This is a genomic window from Mycolicibacterium austroafricanum (assembly GCF_902705885.1).
GTDB classification, from domain to species: domain Bacteria; phylum Actinomycetota; class Actinomycetes; order Mycobacteriales; family Mycobacteriaceae; genus Mycobacterium; species Mycobacterium vanbaalenii_A.
The window spans coordinates 1-15,685 of the sequence record NZ_CACSIP010000008.1 but is presented as its reverse complement, the minus strand read 5'-3'; the positions used below and the strand labels follow the sequence as shown (position 1 = coordinate 15,685).

Below are 15,685 nucleotides of genomic sequence, written 5' to 3'. Positions count from 1 at the left end.
CGTATACGTTGCGGCGCCTGTGAACGGCGCGGTGCGCGGTCAGTTGTTGGACCAATCGAAGTCGTACAGGATCCAGTTCGTGTCCGTGAATCCGAGTCGGAGGCCCTCGGCCTCGACCTGGAAAGTCCCGATCCCACAGTCACCCTTGGTCCAGATGAAGCCGTCGGGCAGCACGATCTGAGCCTGGTGGGGCTCGCCGGTCACCGGGTTCTTGAAGGTGTCACCGGTGGCGCGGCCGTAGCCCTCGGCCGTCATCGTGGTCTGCAGTCCGTTGCCCTCGAAGCTGATCGGGGCCTTGGCAAGACCGACGACCTCGAAGGTCGTGCCGAGAATTCCCCACGGGTCACCACCGAGCTGCCCGGTATAGATCTGGGAGAGGCTTGCGATCTGGTCGTCGGTGGTATCCGGCTCGACGATGAACACTGCCCTGCCATTTCCCTCGTGAATGGCTTTCGGCCAGTCGATCACTGCGATCGCTTTGACCCCAGAGAGGTCGACATCGCCGCATTTTCCCTCCAGGATGTGGTTGCCGACCATCGCCTTGCAGCTGCCGTCCGGCGAGGTCGGAAAGCCGTGGAAATTGCACCCGCACCCGGGCGCGCAGTTGCAGAACTCATATCCACGCCCCTTCAGCTGCCACCGCGTGCGTTGTTCTGTTGTTGTCATTTTCACCCTCCAGCTAGATGAGACGGGTTACCAACGTGGGTTGCGCCAGCAGTACCACCCCCAGCACAAGAAGGGCTGCCCCGGATACTCGCGCGAGCTGCTCACCGAACGGCGCGATCTTCTCCAGCACGATGAGAACCGCGAGAACCAGCATCCACGCCAATTGCATTGTGCCGAAGGCGATTAGCACAGCCATCAACATCCAGCAGCAACCGACGCAGAACAGGCCGTGATGGGCTCCGGCTGCTAGTGCCCGTGCTGGACGGTCGAGATGCTTTCCGTGTCGCAGGAAGAACGACATCGGCGATCGACAGTGCCGCAGGCACACCGCCTTCAGCGGCGTGAGCTGATACAGGCCGGCGACGATCGCCACCGTGCCGGCGACTCTCCCCACCCAGGGACTGCCCTGCATCAGGGGCGCTTCCAAGCGTCGCCATGCGAAGTACGCGGGAATGCCCACGACAGCCCACAGCGCGATGTACCCCGTGACGAAGATCCCAACGGGCGCCACCTGGTCGTTGGCGGCCGCGCGGGCGTAGAGCCGGACAACGGGGACGACGGCGGGAAACATCATCGCCGCCATCATCGCCACCCAAGCCACCAGGAATGCCGCCAACGACATCGTCGGCATTGGCTGCATGGACATGCCGCCCGTGTCCATGTCGCCGGCGCTGACCACCGACCACCACCAGCCGACGGCCGCCAGGGTCAGCAGCGCCACCGGCATCCAGACGTCGGTCCGACCCGACTTACGTTGTTCGCCCAGTTTCACGATGGTCCCGCCGTTGGTGCCTCAACCAGTATCGCACCGGTGGCACGCGAAAGGAACAGGTTTGCCGGGCCGTGATCGGTGATGGCTCAGCCACTGTGTGCGCGAAACCCCGGAAGGATGTCGTCCAGCCGGTACGTCACCGGGTGCTCGAGCTGCTCGTAGGTGCACGAGTGCGGATCGCGGTCCGGGCGCCACCGGTTGAACTGGGCGGTGTGCCGGAACCTTTCGCCTTCCATGTGGTCGTAGCGCACCTCGACCACGCGTTCGGGCCGCAACGGCACGAACGACAGGTCCTTACCGGCATTCCAGCGGGACCCACCCCCGTACCTGCGGGCCTCGTCGGGATGGGCGGCGACGTGTGCCGCCCAGTTCCACGGATGCTTGTCGAATGTCGTGACCAGCGGCTGCAACTCGGAGAACAGTTCGCGGCGCCTCGCCATCGGGAACGCGCCGATGACACCGACAGACGCCAGAGTGCCGTCTGCCCGATAGAGGCCCAACAGCAATGATCCGATCGCATCGTCACCCGATTTGTGCAACCGGTACCCCGCCACCACGCAGTCGGCCGTCCGGGTGTGCTTGATCTTGAACATCACCCGCTTGTCCGGCTGGTACTGCCCGTCGAGTGGTTTGGCGATCACCCCGTCGAGGCCGGCACCCTCGAACTCGTCGAACCAGCGTTGCGCGGTCGCCGCGTCGGTGGTCGCCGGCGTCACGTGGAAGAACGGACCCGCCCCGGTCACCGCGTCGACGAGGGCCGCCCGCCGCTCGGCGAACGGGCGGTTCGTGTAATCGTCCTCGCCGAGCGCCAGCAGGTCGAAGACGATGAACGCAGCCGGTGTCTGCTCGGCGAGTAGGCGCACCCGCGACGCGGCGGGATGCAACCGCAGCTGCAGTGCCTCGAAGTCGAGTCCGGCGTCGGTGGCGATCACGATCTCGCCGTCGAGCACACACCGTTCGGGAAGCTCGGCTCTCGCGGCCTCAACGAGTTCCGGGAAGTACCGGGTCAGCGGCCGCACGTTGCGGCTGCCCAGTTCCACCTCGTTGCCATCGCGGAACAGGATCGATCGGAACCCGTCCCACTTGGGTTCGTAGGACAGCGCGGAGGGGCCCGCGGGGAATCCAGCCACCGATCTGGACAGCATCGGCGCGACCGGTGGCATCACGGGCAACTCCATCAGTGCATTGTGGCCCAGGTGAACTGTCCGCTACGCCCGCAGGCGTGCCAACAACGCGTCGAGTCCGTACTCGAAGACCGCGTCGTAGTCGGTGGGGGCCTGGAGGGCTTCGACAAGAGCCTGATCGGGCCAGGCGTTCGCCCAGAGTGAGGGATCTTCCTCGTCGTGTTTGGCGCCGCGCACCGCCGAGAACTGCATGACCGCTGACGAGATGACGTGCACCTGGATCGCCCGCAGGACGAGCGCGGCGTCGGTTCCGATCACTCCGAGGTCTGCCAGCTGTGCCGCCAGTGCCCGTTGAATGGGTAGGAACAGTTGCGGCGTGCGGTCGCGCTCATGGGCGATGCCGAGGAGGTGTTGCCGTTCGATGAGCACCTTGCGTTGCGAACGGGCAAGTGAGGCAATGCGTTCTAGGGGATCGTCACCTTCGACAGGCAGATTCGCCAGCTCGCCGAGCAGGCCTTCGACGAGGCTGTCCAGGAGTTGGTCGCGCCCGCCGATGTGCCAGTAGATGGATGTGACCGCCACGCCGAGTCGGTCGGCGAGGTTGCGCATGGTGAGCGCCTTGACGCCGTCGATCTCGATCAGCCGGGCTGCGGTCTGCAGGATGAGTTCCGCGGTGACGCCCGGATCACCGACGGGTTTGCGGCGTGGGGGCGCCATCGGTCTCACCCCCGGTCATTCGATCCGCTTCCGGCACATCCAGATATCGTTCGAGGTTGCGGTGCATGTTGATGATGCGGCGCTCTTCATTCGACAACACGACGTGCGTCAGTCCCGGCTGGTGCAGTCCACGCTGAAGCCCGGGCAATACCGCGATGTCCTGGCTGAGCACCAGGCCGGGGTGGGCCTCGTCGGCACTGAGCCGGACGTCTGCCGGCTTCGTCCGCGGCGCGCCGGGGGGCATCCTCATCCACAGCGTCATCACCAGTTTGCCCCGGTCGGGATCGACCCCGGGGCGGGAGGTCAGCACCGTCAGGTGGTCGGCATTGGTCAGCACCGACAAGTTGGGGAACACGTTGTACTGGTGCAGCCGCATGATCTGATCGTCGGTGGCCCATGCCAGGTCGACGCCTCGCTCGGCGGCGAAGGCTCTCGTCCGCCCGGCGATCACTTCGGAGGCTGACGCCGCGGGTGTCTGCTCGGCCGGAAACGAAGTGCCCTCGGCGACGCCTATGAGCGCGCCCTGCGTGCACACGTAGGCGTCCCACACCGCGGCGTCGGCCACGCTCTCCTTGAGGTGCGGGCTTGGCACCCCGTAGAGCTGTTCGGACTTGCCTGTGTGCCCCCAAATGGTCTGCGGTGCAAAGACGTCGTCCATGCACCGGTGGAGTTCGGGGTGCAGCGTCTGGATGTGGTAGGTCTCGCTGAACCCGTCGGCGATCGTCTTCCAGTTGGCGTCGACGTCGATGGTCATGGTGGCGTAGCAGCGGAACTCGCTCAGCCGGTTCCACGCAATGTCGTCCGGCACCGCCTCGAGGTACTCACTCAGCGGCATCGCGGATTCGTCGAGATTGACGAACACCAGCCGCTCCCACGTGTCGACCTGCGCCGCGATGAGCGGGAACTCACTCATCGCCAGCGCGCCGAAACCCTTGCGGTGCGGCACCCGTCGCAGCGCGCCCCGCAGATCCCATGTCCAGCCGTGATACCCACACCGGAGCTCCCGCAATTGGGAACCGGCACCGGTGCACAGGCTGTTGCCGCGGTGCCGGCAGACGTTCTGGAATGCCCGGAGCTCACCGTCGTCACCGCGCACGACCAGCACCGAATATGCGCCACAACGGTATTCGAAGTAGTCACCCGGTTCGGCGACATGGTCGACGGTGCAGGCGAACTGCCAGACCCTGGGCCACATCCGTTCGGCCTCCAGCCGGGCGAACACCGCCGAGTGGTAGCGCTTCGCCGGCACCAGGGTCGGACGCGGTGGTGGCGCACCGATGGCGTCCTCCCGCTGAGTGCGAGCGTGGAGGCGGGGTTGCGCGGTGTGCGTCATGACTCGTCCTTCGGAGAATTCGCTTCGCAACGCTATTACATTCGACTCTGTAACGGTGTTACATTCACGAAGAAGTCGGCTGACGTATGCCCTCGAGGAGGAACCCGTGTTCGACGTGAAGATCACCGGCGGCACCGTGGTGGACGGCACAGGGGCGGACCGATTCACCGCCGACGTGGCGGTGAAGGACGGCAAGATCGTCGAGATCCGTCGGCGTGGTCCGGGCGACCCGCCGCTGGAGGGCGACGCCGCCGAGACGATCGATGCCACGGGGAAGATCGTGGCGCCGGGCTTCGTCGACATCCACACCCACTACGACGGCCAGGTCAGCTGGGACAGCGTGCTGGAACCGTCCAGCAACCACGGGGTGACGACCGTCGTGGCCGGCAATTGCGGCGTCGGCTTCGCGCCGGTGCGGCCGGGTAGTGAGGAATGGCTGATCGCGCTGATGGAGGGCGTCGAGGACATCCCGGGGACGGCACTGACCGAGGGCATCACCTGGGGCTGGGAGAGCTACGCGGAGTACCTCGACGTGATCGGCCGGCGCGAACTGGCCGTCGACTTCGGCAGCCAGATCGCCCATGGCACGGTGCGCGCGTACGCGATGGGGGAGCGAGGCGCCCGCAACGAGCCCGCGACCGCAGAGGACATCGCGGCGATGAGCCGGCTGGTCCGCGAAGCCGCCGAGGCGGGCGCACTGGGCTTCTCGTCATCGCGCACGATCGCGCACCGCGCCATGGACGGGGAACCCGTGCCGGGGACGTATGCCGCCGAGGACGAACTGTTCGCCCTCGGCCATGCCATGGCCGCCGGCGGCGCCGGCGTGTTCGAGCTCGCGCCGCAGGGCGCGGCAGGGGAGGACATCGTCGCCCCGAAGAAGGAACTGGAGTGGATGCAGCGGCTCGGCGCCGAGATCGACTGCGCCCTGAGCTTCGCGTTGATCCAGGTCGACGCCGACCCGAATCTGTGGCGTGAACAACTCGACATCTCGGCAGCCGCGCACGAGGCGGGCAGCCGACTGCACCCGCAGATCGCGGCGCGCCCGTTCGGCATGCTGCTCGGCTTCCCCGGCCACCACGCGTTCACCCACCGCCCCACCTATCGAAAGCTGAAGGCGGAGTGCACCCGTTCCGAACTCGCCGCCCGGCTGGCCGAGCCCGCCGTGCGGGCTGCGATCCTGGCCGAAGACGATCTGCCGATCGATCCGAACAAACTCTTCGACGGCATGTTCGCGCTGGCGCAGAACGTGACGGAGCGGCTGTACTACCTCGGCGAGCCGCCGAACTACGAACCCACCGACGAGGACACCGTGGCGGCGATCGCGCGCGAGCGTGGCCAGGATCCGCTGGCGGCGATGTACGACCTGATGCTGGAGGCAGACGCGGGCAACATGCTGATGTTCCCGATGTTCAACTACTCCAACGGAAACCACGACGCGATTCGCGAGATGATCACCCACCCCGCCGGTGTGATGGGACTGTCCGACGGGGGCGCGCACTGCAGCATGATCTGTGACGCGTCTTATCCGACGTTCCTGCTGACGCACTGGGCGCGAGACCGTCACCGCGGTGCCACACTGCCGCTGGAGTACGTCATCCGCAAGCAGGCGCACGACACCGCACAGCTGTTCGGCCTGACCGACCGCGGCGTCATCGGCGTCGGCAAGAAGGCCGACGTGAACGTCATCGACATGGAGGCACTCACGCTGCACGCCCCGCGGATGGCTTACGACCTGCCTGCGGGTGGCCACCGATTGGTCCAGGGCGCGTCCGGTTACGACGCCACGGTCGTCAGCGGAGTCGTGACCCGCCGCCACGGCGCCGACACGGGTGCGCGCCCGGGTCGGCTGGTGCGCGGAGCCCGCTGAGTATCTGGGCGAGCTTAGCGACGGAGAATGACAGCTTTCCGGTACGACCCACGCATCCGTGAGGCCGTTCACGATTTGCCATCGAACAAACGTAAATCGACGACCTGCAGCGCCGCCTCGAATCTGCCCGCTGGCCGGTGGAGATCGACGGGCGGGAAAACGATTACGGGACCGACCAGACCTTCCTGCGTTCGGTGATCGAGCGGTGGACAAGCGGCTACGACTGGCGGGCAACCCAAGCCGAACTGAACCGATGGGGGTCGTTCACCACTACCGCCGCGGGGCGGCAAGTCCATCTGCTGCACGCTCGATCAGCCGACCCCGATGCCATCCCGGTGGTTCTCACCCGTGGCTGGCCCGACCGGCTAGGCCGCGTGTTCGTGCGAGATCCTGCTGACACCACTCGTCTGGGCGGAAAAGCACTACAAACTGGTGCACCACACGCATCAGCACCGCGGCGGGCACTTCGCCGAATTCGAGCAGCCCGGGCTGTTCGCCGCCGATCTCGTCGCCTACGGAACGGTTGCTCCGCGACGGAGGTCTGTTGCGCTGAGTTGACCGGAACTGGTCTTCGCAAGCCGCTGGCGTCTCGAGTGGCAGTGGCGATCCGAGCACGGCCTCCGATTCGATCCTTCTAATCGACACAATCCGGCGCAAAGGTTCCTGCGCCGCCATAGGGTTGATGACGAGAGGCGCAAGGCAACGGAGGCTGCGATGGGATTGACGGAATACCAAGCAGGAAGCACATTTCCGGGCCGGATCGGCCGCACGGTCGGTGAATCGGATCCTGCGTGGCCCAGACCTAATCGGGCGGTGCCGGGCGCACCCAACGTCGTCTACATCGTGCTCGACGACACCGGCTACGGACAGTTCGGTTGCTACGGATCGCCGATCAATACGCCGAACTTGGACCGCCTGGCGCAGAACGGCTTGCTGTACACGAACATGCACACCACCGCTTTGTGTTCGCCGTCGCGGTCGTGCATGTTGACCGGGCGCAACCACCACTCCAACGGGATGGCGTGTATCACCGAGGGCTCCACCGGATTTCCCGGATCAAACGGGGCGATCCCATTCGAGAACGGCTTTCTGTCGGAGATGCTGCTACCGCATGGTTACGCCACGTACTGTGTCGGAAAGTGGCACCTGACCCCGGCCGAACAGGTCAGCGCGGCCGGACCGTACGACCGCTGGCCGCTGGGCCGTGGCTTTGAGCGCTACTACGGTTTCCTCGGGGGCGACACCCATCAGTACTATCCCGACCTCGTCTTTGACAATCATCAGATAGAGCCGCCGAAGACGCCAGAGGAGGGGTACCACCTCACCGAGGATCTGGCCGACCGGGCGATCAACTTCATCGCCGATCTGAAGCAGGTGGCTCCGGACAAGCCGTTTTTCCTGTATTTCGCCACCGGCGCGAACCACGCACCGCACCAGGCGCCGCCGCAGTGGGCAGAGAAGTACCGCGGGATGTTCGACGACGGGTGGGACGCATACCGCGAGAGGGTGTTCGCCCGGCAGAAAGAGCTCGGAATCGTGGCCCAGGATGCGTTGCTGTCCCCCCATGATCCGGACGTACAGCAGTGGGACGAACTGTCTGCTGACGAGCACCGGCTGTATGCCCGGATGATGGAGGTGTTCGCCGGGTTCTTCGAGCACACCGACCACCAGATCGGCCGGCTGCTGGACTATCTGGACAGCACGGGTCAACTGGACAACACGCTGATCATGGTGATCTCCGACAATGGCGCCAGCGCCGAAGGCGGGCCATACGGGTCGGTCAACGAGAACAAGTTCTTCAACAATGTCCCTGATGATCTCGAGCAGAACCTCGCCGCAATCGACGAACTCGGCGGTCCCAAGCACTTCAACCACTATCCGTGGGGTTGGACGTTTGCCGGCAACACCCCGTTCCGGCGGTGGAAACGCGAAACCTATCGGGGCGGGGTCGCCGACGGGTTCATCGCGCACTGGCCCGCCGGCATCACGGCCAAGGGCGAGATACGCCACCAGTACGGGCACGTCGTCGACATGGTGCCAACGGTGCTGGAGGCGCTCGGGGTGGACCCGCCGACCGCGGTCCGCGGCGTCACCCAGTCCCCGATCGAGGGTGTGAGCCTCGCGCATACCTTCAACGACGCAGACGCCCCCACCAAGCACCACACCCAGTACTTCGAGATGTTCGCCCACCGTTCCCTGTACCACGACGGTTGGCGGGCGGTGTGTCCCTTCCCCGGGACGTCTTTCGCCGAGGCCGGGGTGAGTTTCGGGGAGCTCGAGTTGACCGCCGAGCAGTTGCGTGAACTCGACGCCACCGGGTGGGAGCTTTACCACGTCGACGTCGACCCCGCCGAGACCAATGACCTCGCCGAGCAGGAACGGCCGCGGCTGATCGAGATGATCGCACTCTGGTACACCGAGGCTGGCCGGTACAACGTGCTACCGCTGGATAGCCGGGGCACAGTGCGTTTCGCCGACCCGCGGCCCCAGGTCAGCCCGGCCAGGGAGACCTACGTCTATCACCCAGGTACTCAGGTGGTGCCTGAAAACGTCGCAGTCAAGGTGCTCAACCGCGCGCACACCATCACCGCCGAGGTCGTACTCAACGACACCGACGAGGGCGTGGTGATCTGTCACGGCAGCAACATCGGCGGCTACACCCTGTACGTGCAAGGCGGCAAGCTGCACTACGTGCATAACTACGTCGGGGCACAGGAATTCCACCTGGCCTCCGAGGAAGTCATCGGCGCCGGGAAGCGCACGCTGGCCTATGAGTTCGAGCCCACCGCGGAACCTGATATCCGCAACGGGAAAGGCACCCCCGGTCATGCCCGGCTATCCGTCGACGGAACGGTGGTCGCCGAAGCGGATTTCCCAGTGACGATCCCGTTGTCGATCGGCATCGGCGGCGGCCTGGTCGTGGGCCGCAATGCCGGCTCGCCGATCACCCGGATGTACACCTCGCCGTACACCTTCACCGGCACCGTCGAGAAGGTGATCATCAGCGTCGCTGCGCCGCAGCCGCACGACGAGGCCGAGGTGAAGCGCGCTGAGGGACGAATCGCTATGGCACGTCAATGATTTGGACAAGCTCACATCATGTTGTGAAAGGACCGACAGGTGAATGCCGACAACAGTTCCGAGTTTCCCCTGCATCTTGACCGTTATCACCTCCCGAAACCGGAGTGGACGTTCCCAAACGCCAAGATCAATCTGTACGCCCAGGATTCCGAGTCTGACTTCCCTCCGACGCGTGAAGCGCCGGAAGGCTCACCGAACATTCTGCTGGTGCTGCTCGATGACGTCGGGTTCGGCTGGCCGAGCGTCAACGGCGGCCTGGTGCGGATGCCGACCGCCGAACGGCTCCACCAGCGGGGCTTGTTCTACAACCAGTTCCACACCACCGCGTTGTGTTCACCCACCCGCGCCGCACTGCTGACCGGGCGCAACCACCATTCGGTGGCCACCGGCGTCATCCAGGAGATGGCGACCGGATACCCGGGCTACTGCGGCATCATCCCGAAGAGCTGCGCCACGATGGGCGAGTTGCTCAAGCAGGCCGGCTATACCTGTGGCTGGTGGGGCAAAAACCACAACGTCCCCGACAACCAGACCAGCCCCGCCGGACCGTTCGACAACTGGCCCACCAACCAGGGTTTCGACTACTTCTACGGTTTCATCTCCGGGGAGACCGACCAGTTCTATCCGTCGTTGATCCGCAACACCACCCCGATCGAACCACCCGCGCGGCCCGAGGACGGCTACCACCTCACCCGCGACCTGGCCGACGATGCCATCGGGTGGATCCGCCAGCAGAAGGCCATCGCGCCCGACCGGCCGTTCTTCGGCTACTTCTCCACCGGCGCCGCGCATGCTCCGCACCAGCCGCCGCTGGACTGGCGCGGACGCAACGCGGGTCGCTTCGACATGGGCTGGGACGAGTACCGCACGACTGTGCACCAGAACCAGCTCGAAATGGGCATCATTCCCGCGGGCACCGCACTCACCGAACGGCCCGAGCAGATCCCCTCGTGGGACAGCCAACCCGCTGAGCACCAGGCGCTGTTCACCCGCCAGGCCGAGAACTTCGCCGACTTCCTCGAGCACACCGACTACGAGATCGGTCGTGTCGTCGATGCCATCGAGGCGATTGGCGAACTCGACAACACCATCGTCATCTACATCCTCGGCGACAACGGCTCCTCCGGTGAGGGCTCGCTGATCGGCACCCCCAACGAATTGATGAGCCTCAACGGCCAGCAGCCCACCATCGAGCAGTCGCTGAGTTTCATGGACCGCTGGGGGCTGCCGGGCACCTCACCGCACTATGCGGTCGGCTGGGCACACGCCGGCGACACCCCGTTCCAGTGGACCAAGCAGGTCGCGTCGCACTTCGGCGGCACCCGCAACAGCATGGTGGTGTCATGGCCGGACCGGATCTCCGATCAGGGTGCGGTCCGCTCGCAGTTCCACCACGTCATCGACGTGCTGCCGACGCTGCTGGAGGTCGTCGGCATCCGCGAACCGGTGCAGGTCAACGGGCATATCCAACGGCCCATCGAAGGCGTCAGCATGGCGTACTCCTTCGCCGACGGTGACCAGAGCAGTGCCCACGACAAGCAGTATTTCGAGATGATGGGCAACCGGGCGATGTATCACGACGGTTGGATCGCGTGCTGCCGCCACGGTCGACTGCCGTGGGAGACCGCGGGCAGCTGGTCCTACGACGACGACACGTGGGAGCTCTACAACATCGCCGACGACTACAGCGAGTCGGTGGACCTCGCCGAGCGGCATCCGGAGAAACTGGCCGAACTCAAGGACATGTTCCTGGCCGAGGCCGCGAAGTACAACGTACTACCCATCGACGACCGCTTCGCCGAACGGCTCGACACGACGCTGCGGCCCAGCTTCTTCACCGGCCGCAAGGAGGTCACCTTCTACCCTGGCATGATCCGTTTGCCGGAAGGCTCGGCGCCCAAGATGATCGGCGTCCCGCACACCATCACGGTGCCGGTCACCATTCCTGAGGGCGGCGCCGACGGTGTGCTCGCCGCGCTCGGCGGTGATGGCGCCGGCTTTGCCCTGTTCCTCTGGGAGGGCAGGGTCCGCTACCACTACAACTACTTCGGGCTGGAACGCTACGACGCCGTCGCCGACGAGCCGCTGAGTCCTGTCGAACACACCGTCGTCGTCCACTTCGCACCCGACAGTCCTCAACCCGGATGCCCTGCGACGGTGACCGTCTCGGTCGACGGCACCCAGGTCGCGCAGACCCGCATCGAGAAGCAGGTCCCGCAACGATGCGGCACTGAATGCTTCGACGTCGGGATGGATTGCGTGTCCCCGGTCTGCGACGACTATGCCGACAAGGCTCCGTTCCCCTTCACCGGCACTTTCGAGTCGGTCACCTTCACCTTCGGTGACCACGACGAACCCTCCGGAATGGACCGCCTGGAACTAGCCACCAAGATGGACTGATCGGGTCGCAATTCGCTGCAAATGCCGATACGGACTGGCAGGCGACCGAACGGGCGATGACATTGTCTGGGTACACAGGTCTACGTGAGTATGGACACCATGGATCTGCCTGTGCAGCCACCGCTGGAGCCGATGCTGGCCAAGGCGCAGACCAAGGTGCCGTCCGAGACGGGAGTGTGGTCCTACGAACCCAAGTGGGACGGCTTCCGCGCGCTGGTGTTCCGCGACGGTGATGACGTGGTGCTGCTTTCCCGAAGCGGCAAGGACCTGGGTCGCTACTTCCCCGAGGTCATCGACTCCGTGCGCGACGAACTGGCGCCGCGTTGCGTACTGGACGGCGAGATCGTCGTCCCCCGCGAGATAGCCGCCGACGCGAGGAGCGAAACGGCCGAGAGTCGCACCCGGCTGGACTGGGAGTCGCTGAGCCAACGCATCCATCCCGCCGAGTCGCGGGTGCGCAAGCTGTCCGTGGAGACGCCGGCCCACTTCATCGGTTTCGATGCGCTGGCCACCGGCGACGCCTCGCTGGTCAAGGAACCGTTCCGGTTGCGTCGCGAGGCGCTCATCGAGGCGGTCCACCACAAGCAGTGGTGCCATGTCACCCGCACCACCGAGGATCCCGAGTTGGCTGCGCGGTGGCTCGAGGAGTTCGAGGGCGCGGGCCTGGACGGGGTGATCGCCAAGCGTCTCGACGGCCAGTACCTTCCGGGCAAGCGCGAGATGGTCAAGGTCAAGCACGCCCGCGATGCCGACTGTGTGGCGATCGGGTACCGGATCCACAAGAGCGGCGAGGGCGTCGGGTCGATCCTGCTCGGGCTCTACCACGACGACGGCGAGCTGCAGATGGTCGGCGGCGCCGCTTCCTTCACCGCCAAGGCACGGCTCGCGCTGCTGGCGGATCTGGAGCCGCTGCGCGTCGGCGACGATGTCCGCGACGGTGAGCCCAGCCGGTGGAACTCCGCCGCGGACAAGCGCTGGATCCCGGTGCGCCCGGAGAAGGTGTGTGAAGTCGCCTACGACCAGATGGAGGGAAACAGCGGTGCCCAGCGCTTCCGGCACGCAGTGAAGTTCGTGCGTTGGCGTCCTGACCGTGACCCCGCCAGTTGCACCTTCGATCAACTCGACGTTCCGCTGAACTACGACCTCTACGACGTGCTGGAGAAGTCCTGATGGCAACCGCTGCAACCGAAGTCGACGTCGCCGGCGTCATGGTCCGGCTCACCAACCCCGACAAGCCGTATTTTCCGAAGCTGGGCGCCGAGGGCACCAAAGGCAGGTTGTTCGACTACTACGTCTCGGTCGCCGACCGCATGGTGGCGCTGCTGCGGGACCGGCCGGTGCACCTGCAGCGATTCCCCGACGGCATCGACGGCGAGGAGATCTACCAGAAGCGGGTTCCACAGAAACACCCCGACTATCTGCAGACCTGCACGGTGACCTTCCCTTCCGGGCGGACCGCCGACGCCCTGAAGATCACCCACCCGTCGGCGATCGCGTGGGCGGCGCAGATGGGAACGGTCACCCTGCACCCGTGGCAGGTGCGCTGCCCGGATACCGAGCACCCGGACGAACTCCGCATCGACCTCGACCCGCAACCGGGCACCGGCTTCAAGGAGGCGGCCGGAGTAGCTGTTGATGTGCTCAAGCCGCTGCTCGACGAACTCGGGCTCGTCGGCTACCCGAAAACCTCGGGCGGTCGCGGGGTGCACGTCTTCCTGCGAATCCGGCCCGACTGGGACTTCGTCGCGGTGCGCCGGGCCGGGATCGCGCTGGCCCGGGAGGTCGAGCGGCGCACCCCGGACGCTGTGACGACGTCGTGGTGGAAGGAGGAGCGGGGCAAGCGGCTGTTCATCGACTACAACCAGAACGCCCGGGACCGGACCTTCGCGTCGGCGTACTCGGCGCGCAAGACCCTGATCGCCACCGTGTCGATGCCGCTGACCTGGGAAGAACTGCGCGACGCCGATCCTGATCACTACACCATCAACACGGTTGCGGACTTCCTCGCCGGACGTGCCGACCCGTGGGCGGACATCGACACCAACGCGCAGTCGATCGAACCGCTGCTGGAGATGGTGGCGGCCGATGAGGACCGAGGCCTCGGTGACCTGCCCTATCCGCCGAGTTACCCCAAGATGCCCGGCGAACCACCCCGGGTGCAGCCGAGCAAGAAGGTCGCCGCGCACTGGGACGAACACGGCAACCGCGTCGCCGACTAGGGCCGCCCGTTACCCTGCTCGGGTGGCCATCCGTAAAGTGCTCGCGACCATTGCGATCTTCGGGATGCTCGCCAGCGGCGTCGGGATCGCCTCGATCATGATCTTCAGCAATCCGACACAACAGCAGTCCGAGCCGCCGCGCCGCAATCCGCCCCAGCCGCCGCCCCCGTCGGTCCCGACGGCCGACGAGTTCCTGATCGGGGTGGTTGTCACCGCCCAGAACTGCGATCCTGCGGGAACATGCATGTACACCTACACTATCGATCCGAAATATGTTGGCCTGCATCCTTTTCCGGAGGCCCCCTTCACGGTGGAGTACGAGGTCACCGGCGGGAACCAGCCACAGCCGGGAAACTTCACGGTCCAGGGTCAGCAGGCGCAGATCCTCAAGGACGTCATGATCGAGGGTCCGCCCGGCGCCCAGCTGCAGGCCACCGTGCTGCGGGTCTTCGAGCAGCCCCCGGCGCCGCCCGGAGAGCCGCCGCCACCAGGTCCTCCCGGGGAAGCGCCCCCTGCCGCCGAACCCGCGCCCGGCTCATGACGCCGCCGCAGTCCAGTCCCTGGGTTCGCAACTTCCATTCCGCGCCCGACGCCGCCACCAGGCTCATCTGCCTGCCGCACGCCGGCGGCTCTGCCAGCTATTACTTCCCGCTGTCCGCCGCGCTGACTCCGGAATTCGAGGTGTACAGCGTCCAGTACCCGGGCCGCCAGGATCGCCACAAGGAGCCGTTCGTCGACTCCATCGAGGCGATGGCCGACGAGGTCCACGCCGCGATCGGCACGCTGCCAGAGGCGCCGACGGCGTTCTTCGGGCACAGCATGGGCGCGGTGCTGGCGTTCGAGGTCGCGCGCCGATTCGAGACGCTCACCGGACGGCAGGCGGTGACGGTGTTCGCCTCGGGGTCGCGCGCCCCCAGTCGCTACGGCGACGAGGGGGAGTACAAAGACGACGCTTCGCTCGTCGAGGTGATGCGCCAACTCGGCGGCACCGATCCGCGGGTGCTGAACAACCCGGAACTGCTGGACACGTTCCTGCCTGCGTTCCGCAACGATTACCGCGCGCTGCAGGCCTATCACCGTCCCCCGACGGTCGGCATCGGCGCGCCGGTGGTCGTGATGACGGCGACCGACGACCCGAAGACCAGCCTGGCCGACGCGCGCGCATGGCATGAGCACACCACCGGCGGAGGTGACGTGCACACCTTCACCGGAGGCCATTTCTATCTGGAGAAGCAGAGCCAGCGGGTCATCGACATCGTCGCCTCGACGTTGCGGAACGTGGGCCGGTAACGCGGCCGGTTTTTGTCGGACCTGTCTGTGATGATGGGGTCATGTCTTCGGCGGCAACTTCTTTGGCTCCTAAGGAGCGGCTTGAGGTGTTGTTCGCCGAGCTGGCGGAGCTGGCTGGTCAGCGTAATGCGATCGACGGGCGGATCGTGGAGCTCGTCGCCGAGATCGACCGCGACGAGCTGTGTGGGTTGACCGGGGCGCGGTCGCTGGAAGCGC

13 protein-coding genes are annotated in these 15,685 nt (G+C 65.9%); 8 read left to right on the top strand and 5 right to left on the bottom strand.

Features of this window, described 5'->3' with window-relative positions; translation table 11 throughout:
- Positions 1-39 precede the first annotated feature (39 nt).
- The 5 genes from BEMPMBAN_RS06765 to BEMPMBAN_RS06745 all read right to left on the bottom strand — a co-directional run bounded on the left by BEMPMBAN_RS06765 (position 40) and on the right by BEMPMBAN_RS06745 (position 4,612).
- The gene (locus BEMPMBAN_RS06765) at positions 40-666 is read right to left on the bottom strand and encodes a DUF1326 domain-containing protein (protein WP_159229591.1); all 627 of its coding nucleotides are present in this window, start codon (positions 664-666) and stop codon (positions 40-42) included.
- A 13-nt stretch (positions 667-679) separates the two neighbouring features.
- Positions 680-1,438 (bottom strand): DUF2182 domain-containing protein, encoded by a 759-nt coding sequence (locus BEMPMBAN_RS06760; protein WP_234897331.1) that lies wholly within the window; start codon positions 1,436-1,438, stop codon positions 680-682.
- A gap of 86 nt (positions 1,439-1,524) precedes the next feature.
- Positions 1,525-2,616: an ATP-dependent DNA ligase gene (locus BEMPMBAN_RS06755; RefSeq protein WP_159229590.1), complete on the bottom strand. Its 1,092-nt coding sequence runs from the start codon at positions 2,614-2,616 to the stop codon at positions 1,525-1,527.
- Positions 2,617-2,646: 30 nt separating this feature from the next.
- Positions 2,647-3,279 carry a TetR/AcrR family transcriptional regulator gene (locus BEMPMBAN_RS06750; RefSeq protein ID WP_159229589.1) on the bottom strand — a complete coding sequence of 211 codons (633 nt, stop codon included), beginning with the start codon at positions 3,277-3,279 and terminating at the stop codon, positions 2,647-2,649.
- Positions 3,248-4,612 (bottom strand): aromatic ring-hydroxylating oxygenase subunit alpha, encoded by a 1,365-nt coding sequence (locus tag BEMPMBAN_RS06745; protein WP_159229588.1) that lies wholly within the window; start codon positions 4,610-4,612, stop codon positions 3,248-3,250. Before BEMPMBAN_RS06745 ends, BEMPMBAN_RS06750 begins: the two co-directional genes overlap by 32 nt.
- Before the next feature lie 106 nt (positions 4,613-4,718).
- Here BEMPMBAN_RS06745 and BEMPMBAN_RS06740 point away from each other — a divergent pair, with 106 nt between their 5' ends.
- The 8 genes from BEMPMBAN_RS06740 to BEMPMBAN_RS06705 all read left to right on the top strand — a co-directional run bounded on the left by BEMPMBAN_RS06740 (position 4,719) and on the right by BEMPMBAN_RS06705 (position 15,469).
- Positions 4,719-6,479, top strand: coding sequence for an N-acyl-D-amino-acid deacylase family protein (locus BEMPMBAN_RS06740; RefSeq protein ID WP_159229587.1), 1,761 nt, complete (start codon positions 4,719-4,721; stop codon positions 6,477-6,479).
- A gap of 95 nt (positions 6,480-6,574) precedes the next feature.
- A complete protein-coding gene (locus tag BEMPMBAN_RS06735) occupies positions 6,575-7,117 on the top strand; it encodes an epoxide hydrolase N-terminal domain-containing protein (RefSeq protein ID WP_159229673.1) in 543 nt (180 codons plus the stop codon).
- 76 nt (positions 7,118-7,193) lie between these two features.
- Positions 7,194-9,560 (top strand): arylsulfatase, encoded by a 2,367-nt coding sequence (locus BEMPMBAN_RS06730; protein ID WP_159229586.1) that lies wholly within the window; start codon positions 7,194-7,196, stop codon positions 9,558-9,560.
- Between the two features lie 39 nt (positions 9,561-9,599).
- A complete protein-coding gene (locus BEMPMBAN_RS06725) occupies positions 9,600-11,960 on the top strand; it encodes an arylsulfatase (RefSeq protein WP_159229585.1) in 2,361 nt (786 codons plus the stop codon).
- A 90-nt stretch (positions 11,961-12,050) separates the two neighbouring features.
- Positions 12,051-13,130, top strand: coding sequence for an ATP-dependent DNA ligase (locus BEMPMBAN_RS06720; RefSeq protein WP_200845904.1), 1,080 nt, complete (start codon positions 12,051-12,053; stop codon positions 13,128-13,130).
- Positions 13,130-14,179, top strand: coding sequence for a non-homologous end-joining DNA ligase (ligD, locus tag BEMPMBAN_RS06715; RefSeq protein ID WP_159229584.1), 1,050 nt, complete (start codon positions 13,130-13,132; stop codon positions 14,177-14,179). Before BEMPMBAN_RS06720 ends, ligD begins: the two co-directional genes overlap by 1 nt.
- Before the next feature lie 22 nt (positions 14,180-14,201).
- Positions 14,202-14,720, top strand: a complete 519-nt coding sequence (locus BEMPMBAN_RS06710; RefSeq protein WP_337761672.1) for a hypothetical protein — start codon at positions 14,202-14,204, stop codon at positions 14,718-14,720.
- A complete protein-coding gene (locus BEMPMBAN_RS06705; protein WP_159229583.1) occupies positions 14,717-15,469 on the top strand; it encodes a thioesterase II family protein in 753 nt (250 codons plus the stop codon). The genes BEMPMBAN_RS06710 and BEMPMBAN_RS06705 overlap by 4 nt, the downstream gene beginning before the upstream one ends.
- Positions 15,470-15,685 lie beyond the last annotated feature (216 nt).

Coding starts and splice junctions, on each gene's coding strand:
- BEMPMBAN_RS06750 (WP_159229589.1), bottom strand. CDS start 3,279: ATGGCGCCCCCACGCCGCAAACCCGTCGGTGATCCGGGCGTCACCGCG.
- BEMPMBAN_RS06705 (WP_159229583.1), top strand. CDS start 14,717: ATGACGCCGCCGCAGTCCAGTCCCTGGGTTCGCAACTTCCATTCCGCG.
- BEMPMBAN_RS06720 (WP_200845904.1), top strand. CDS start 12,051: ATGGACACCATGGATCTGCCTGTGCAGCCACCGCTGGAGCCGATGCTG.
- BEMPMBAN_RS06755 (WP_159229590.1), bottom strand. CDS start 2,616: ATGGAGTTGCCCGTGATGCCACCGGTCGCGCCGATGCTGTCCAGATCG.
- ligD (WP_159229584.1), top strand. CDS start 13,130: ATGGCAACCGCTGCAACCGAAGTCGACGTCGCCGGCGTCATGGTCCGG.
- BEMPMBAN_RS06745 (WP_159229588.1), bottom strand. CDS start 4,612: ATGACGCACACCGCGCAACCCCGCCTCCACGCTCGCACTCAGCGGGAG.
- BEMPMBAN_RS06765 (WP_159229591.1), bottom strand. CDS start 666: ATGACAACAACAGAACAACGCACGCGGTGGCAGCTGAAGGGGCGTGGA.
- BEMPMBAN_RS06730 (WP_159229586.1), top strand. CDS start 7,194: ATGGGATTGACGGAATACCAAGCAGGAAGCACATTTCCGGGCCGGATC.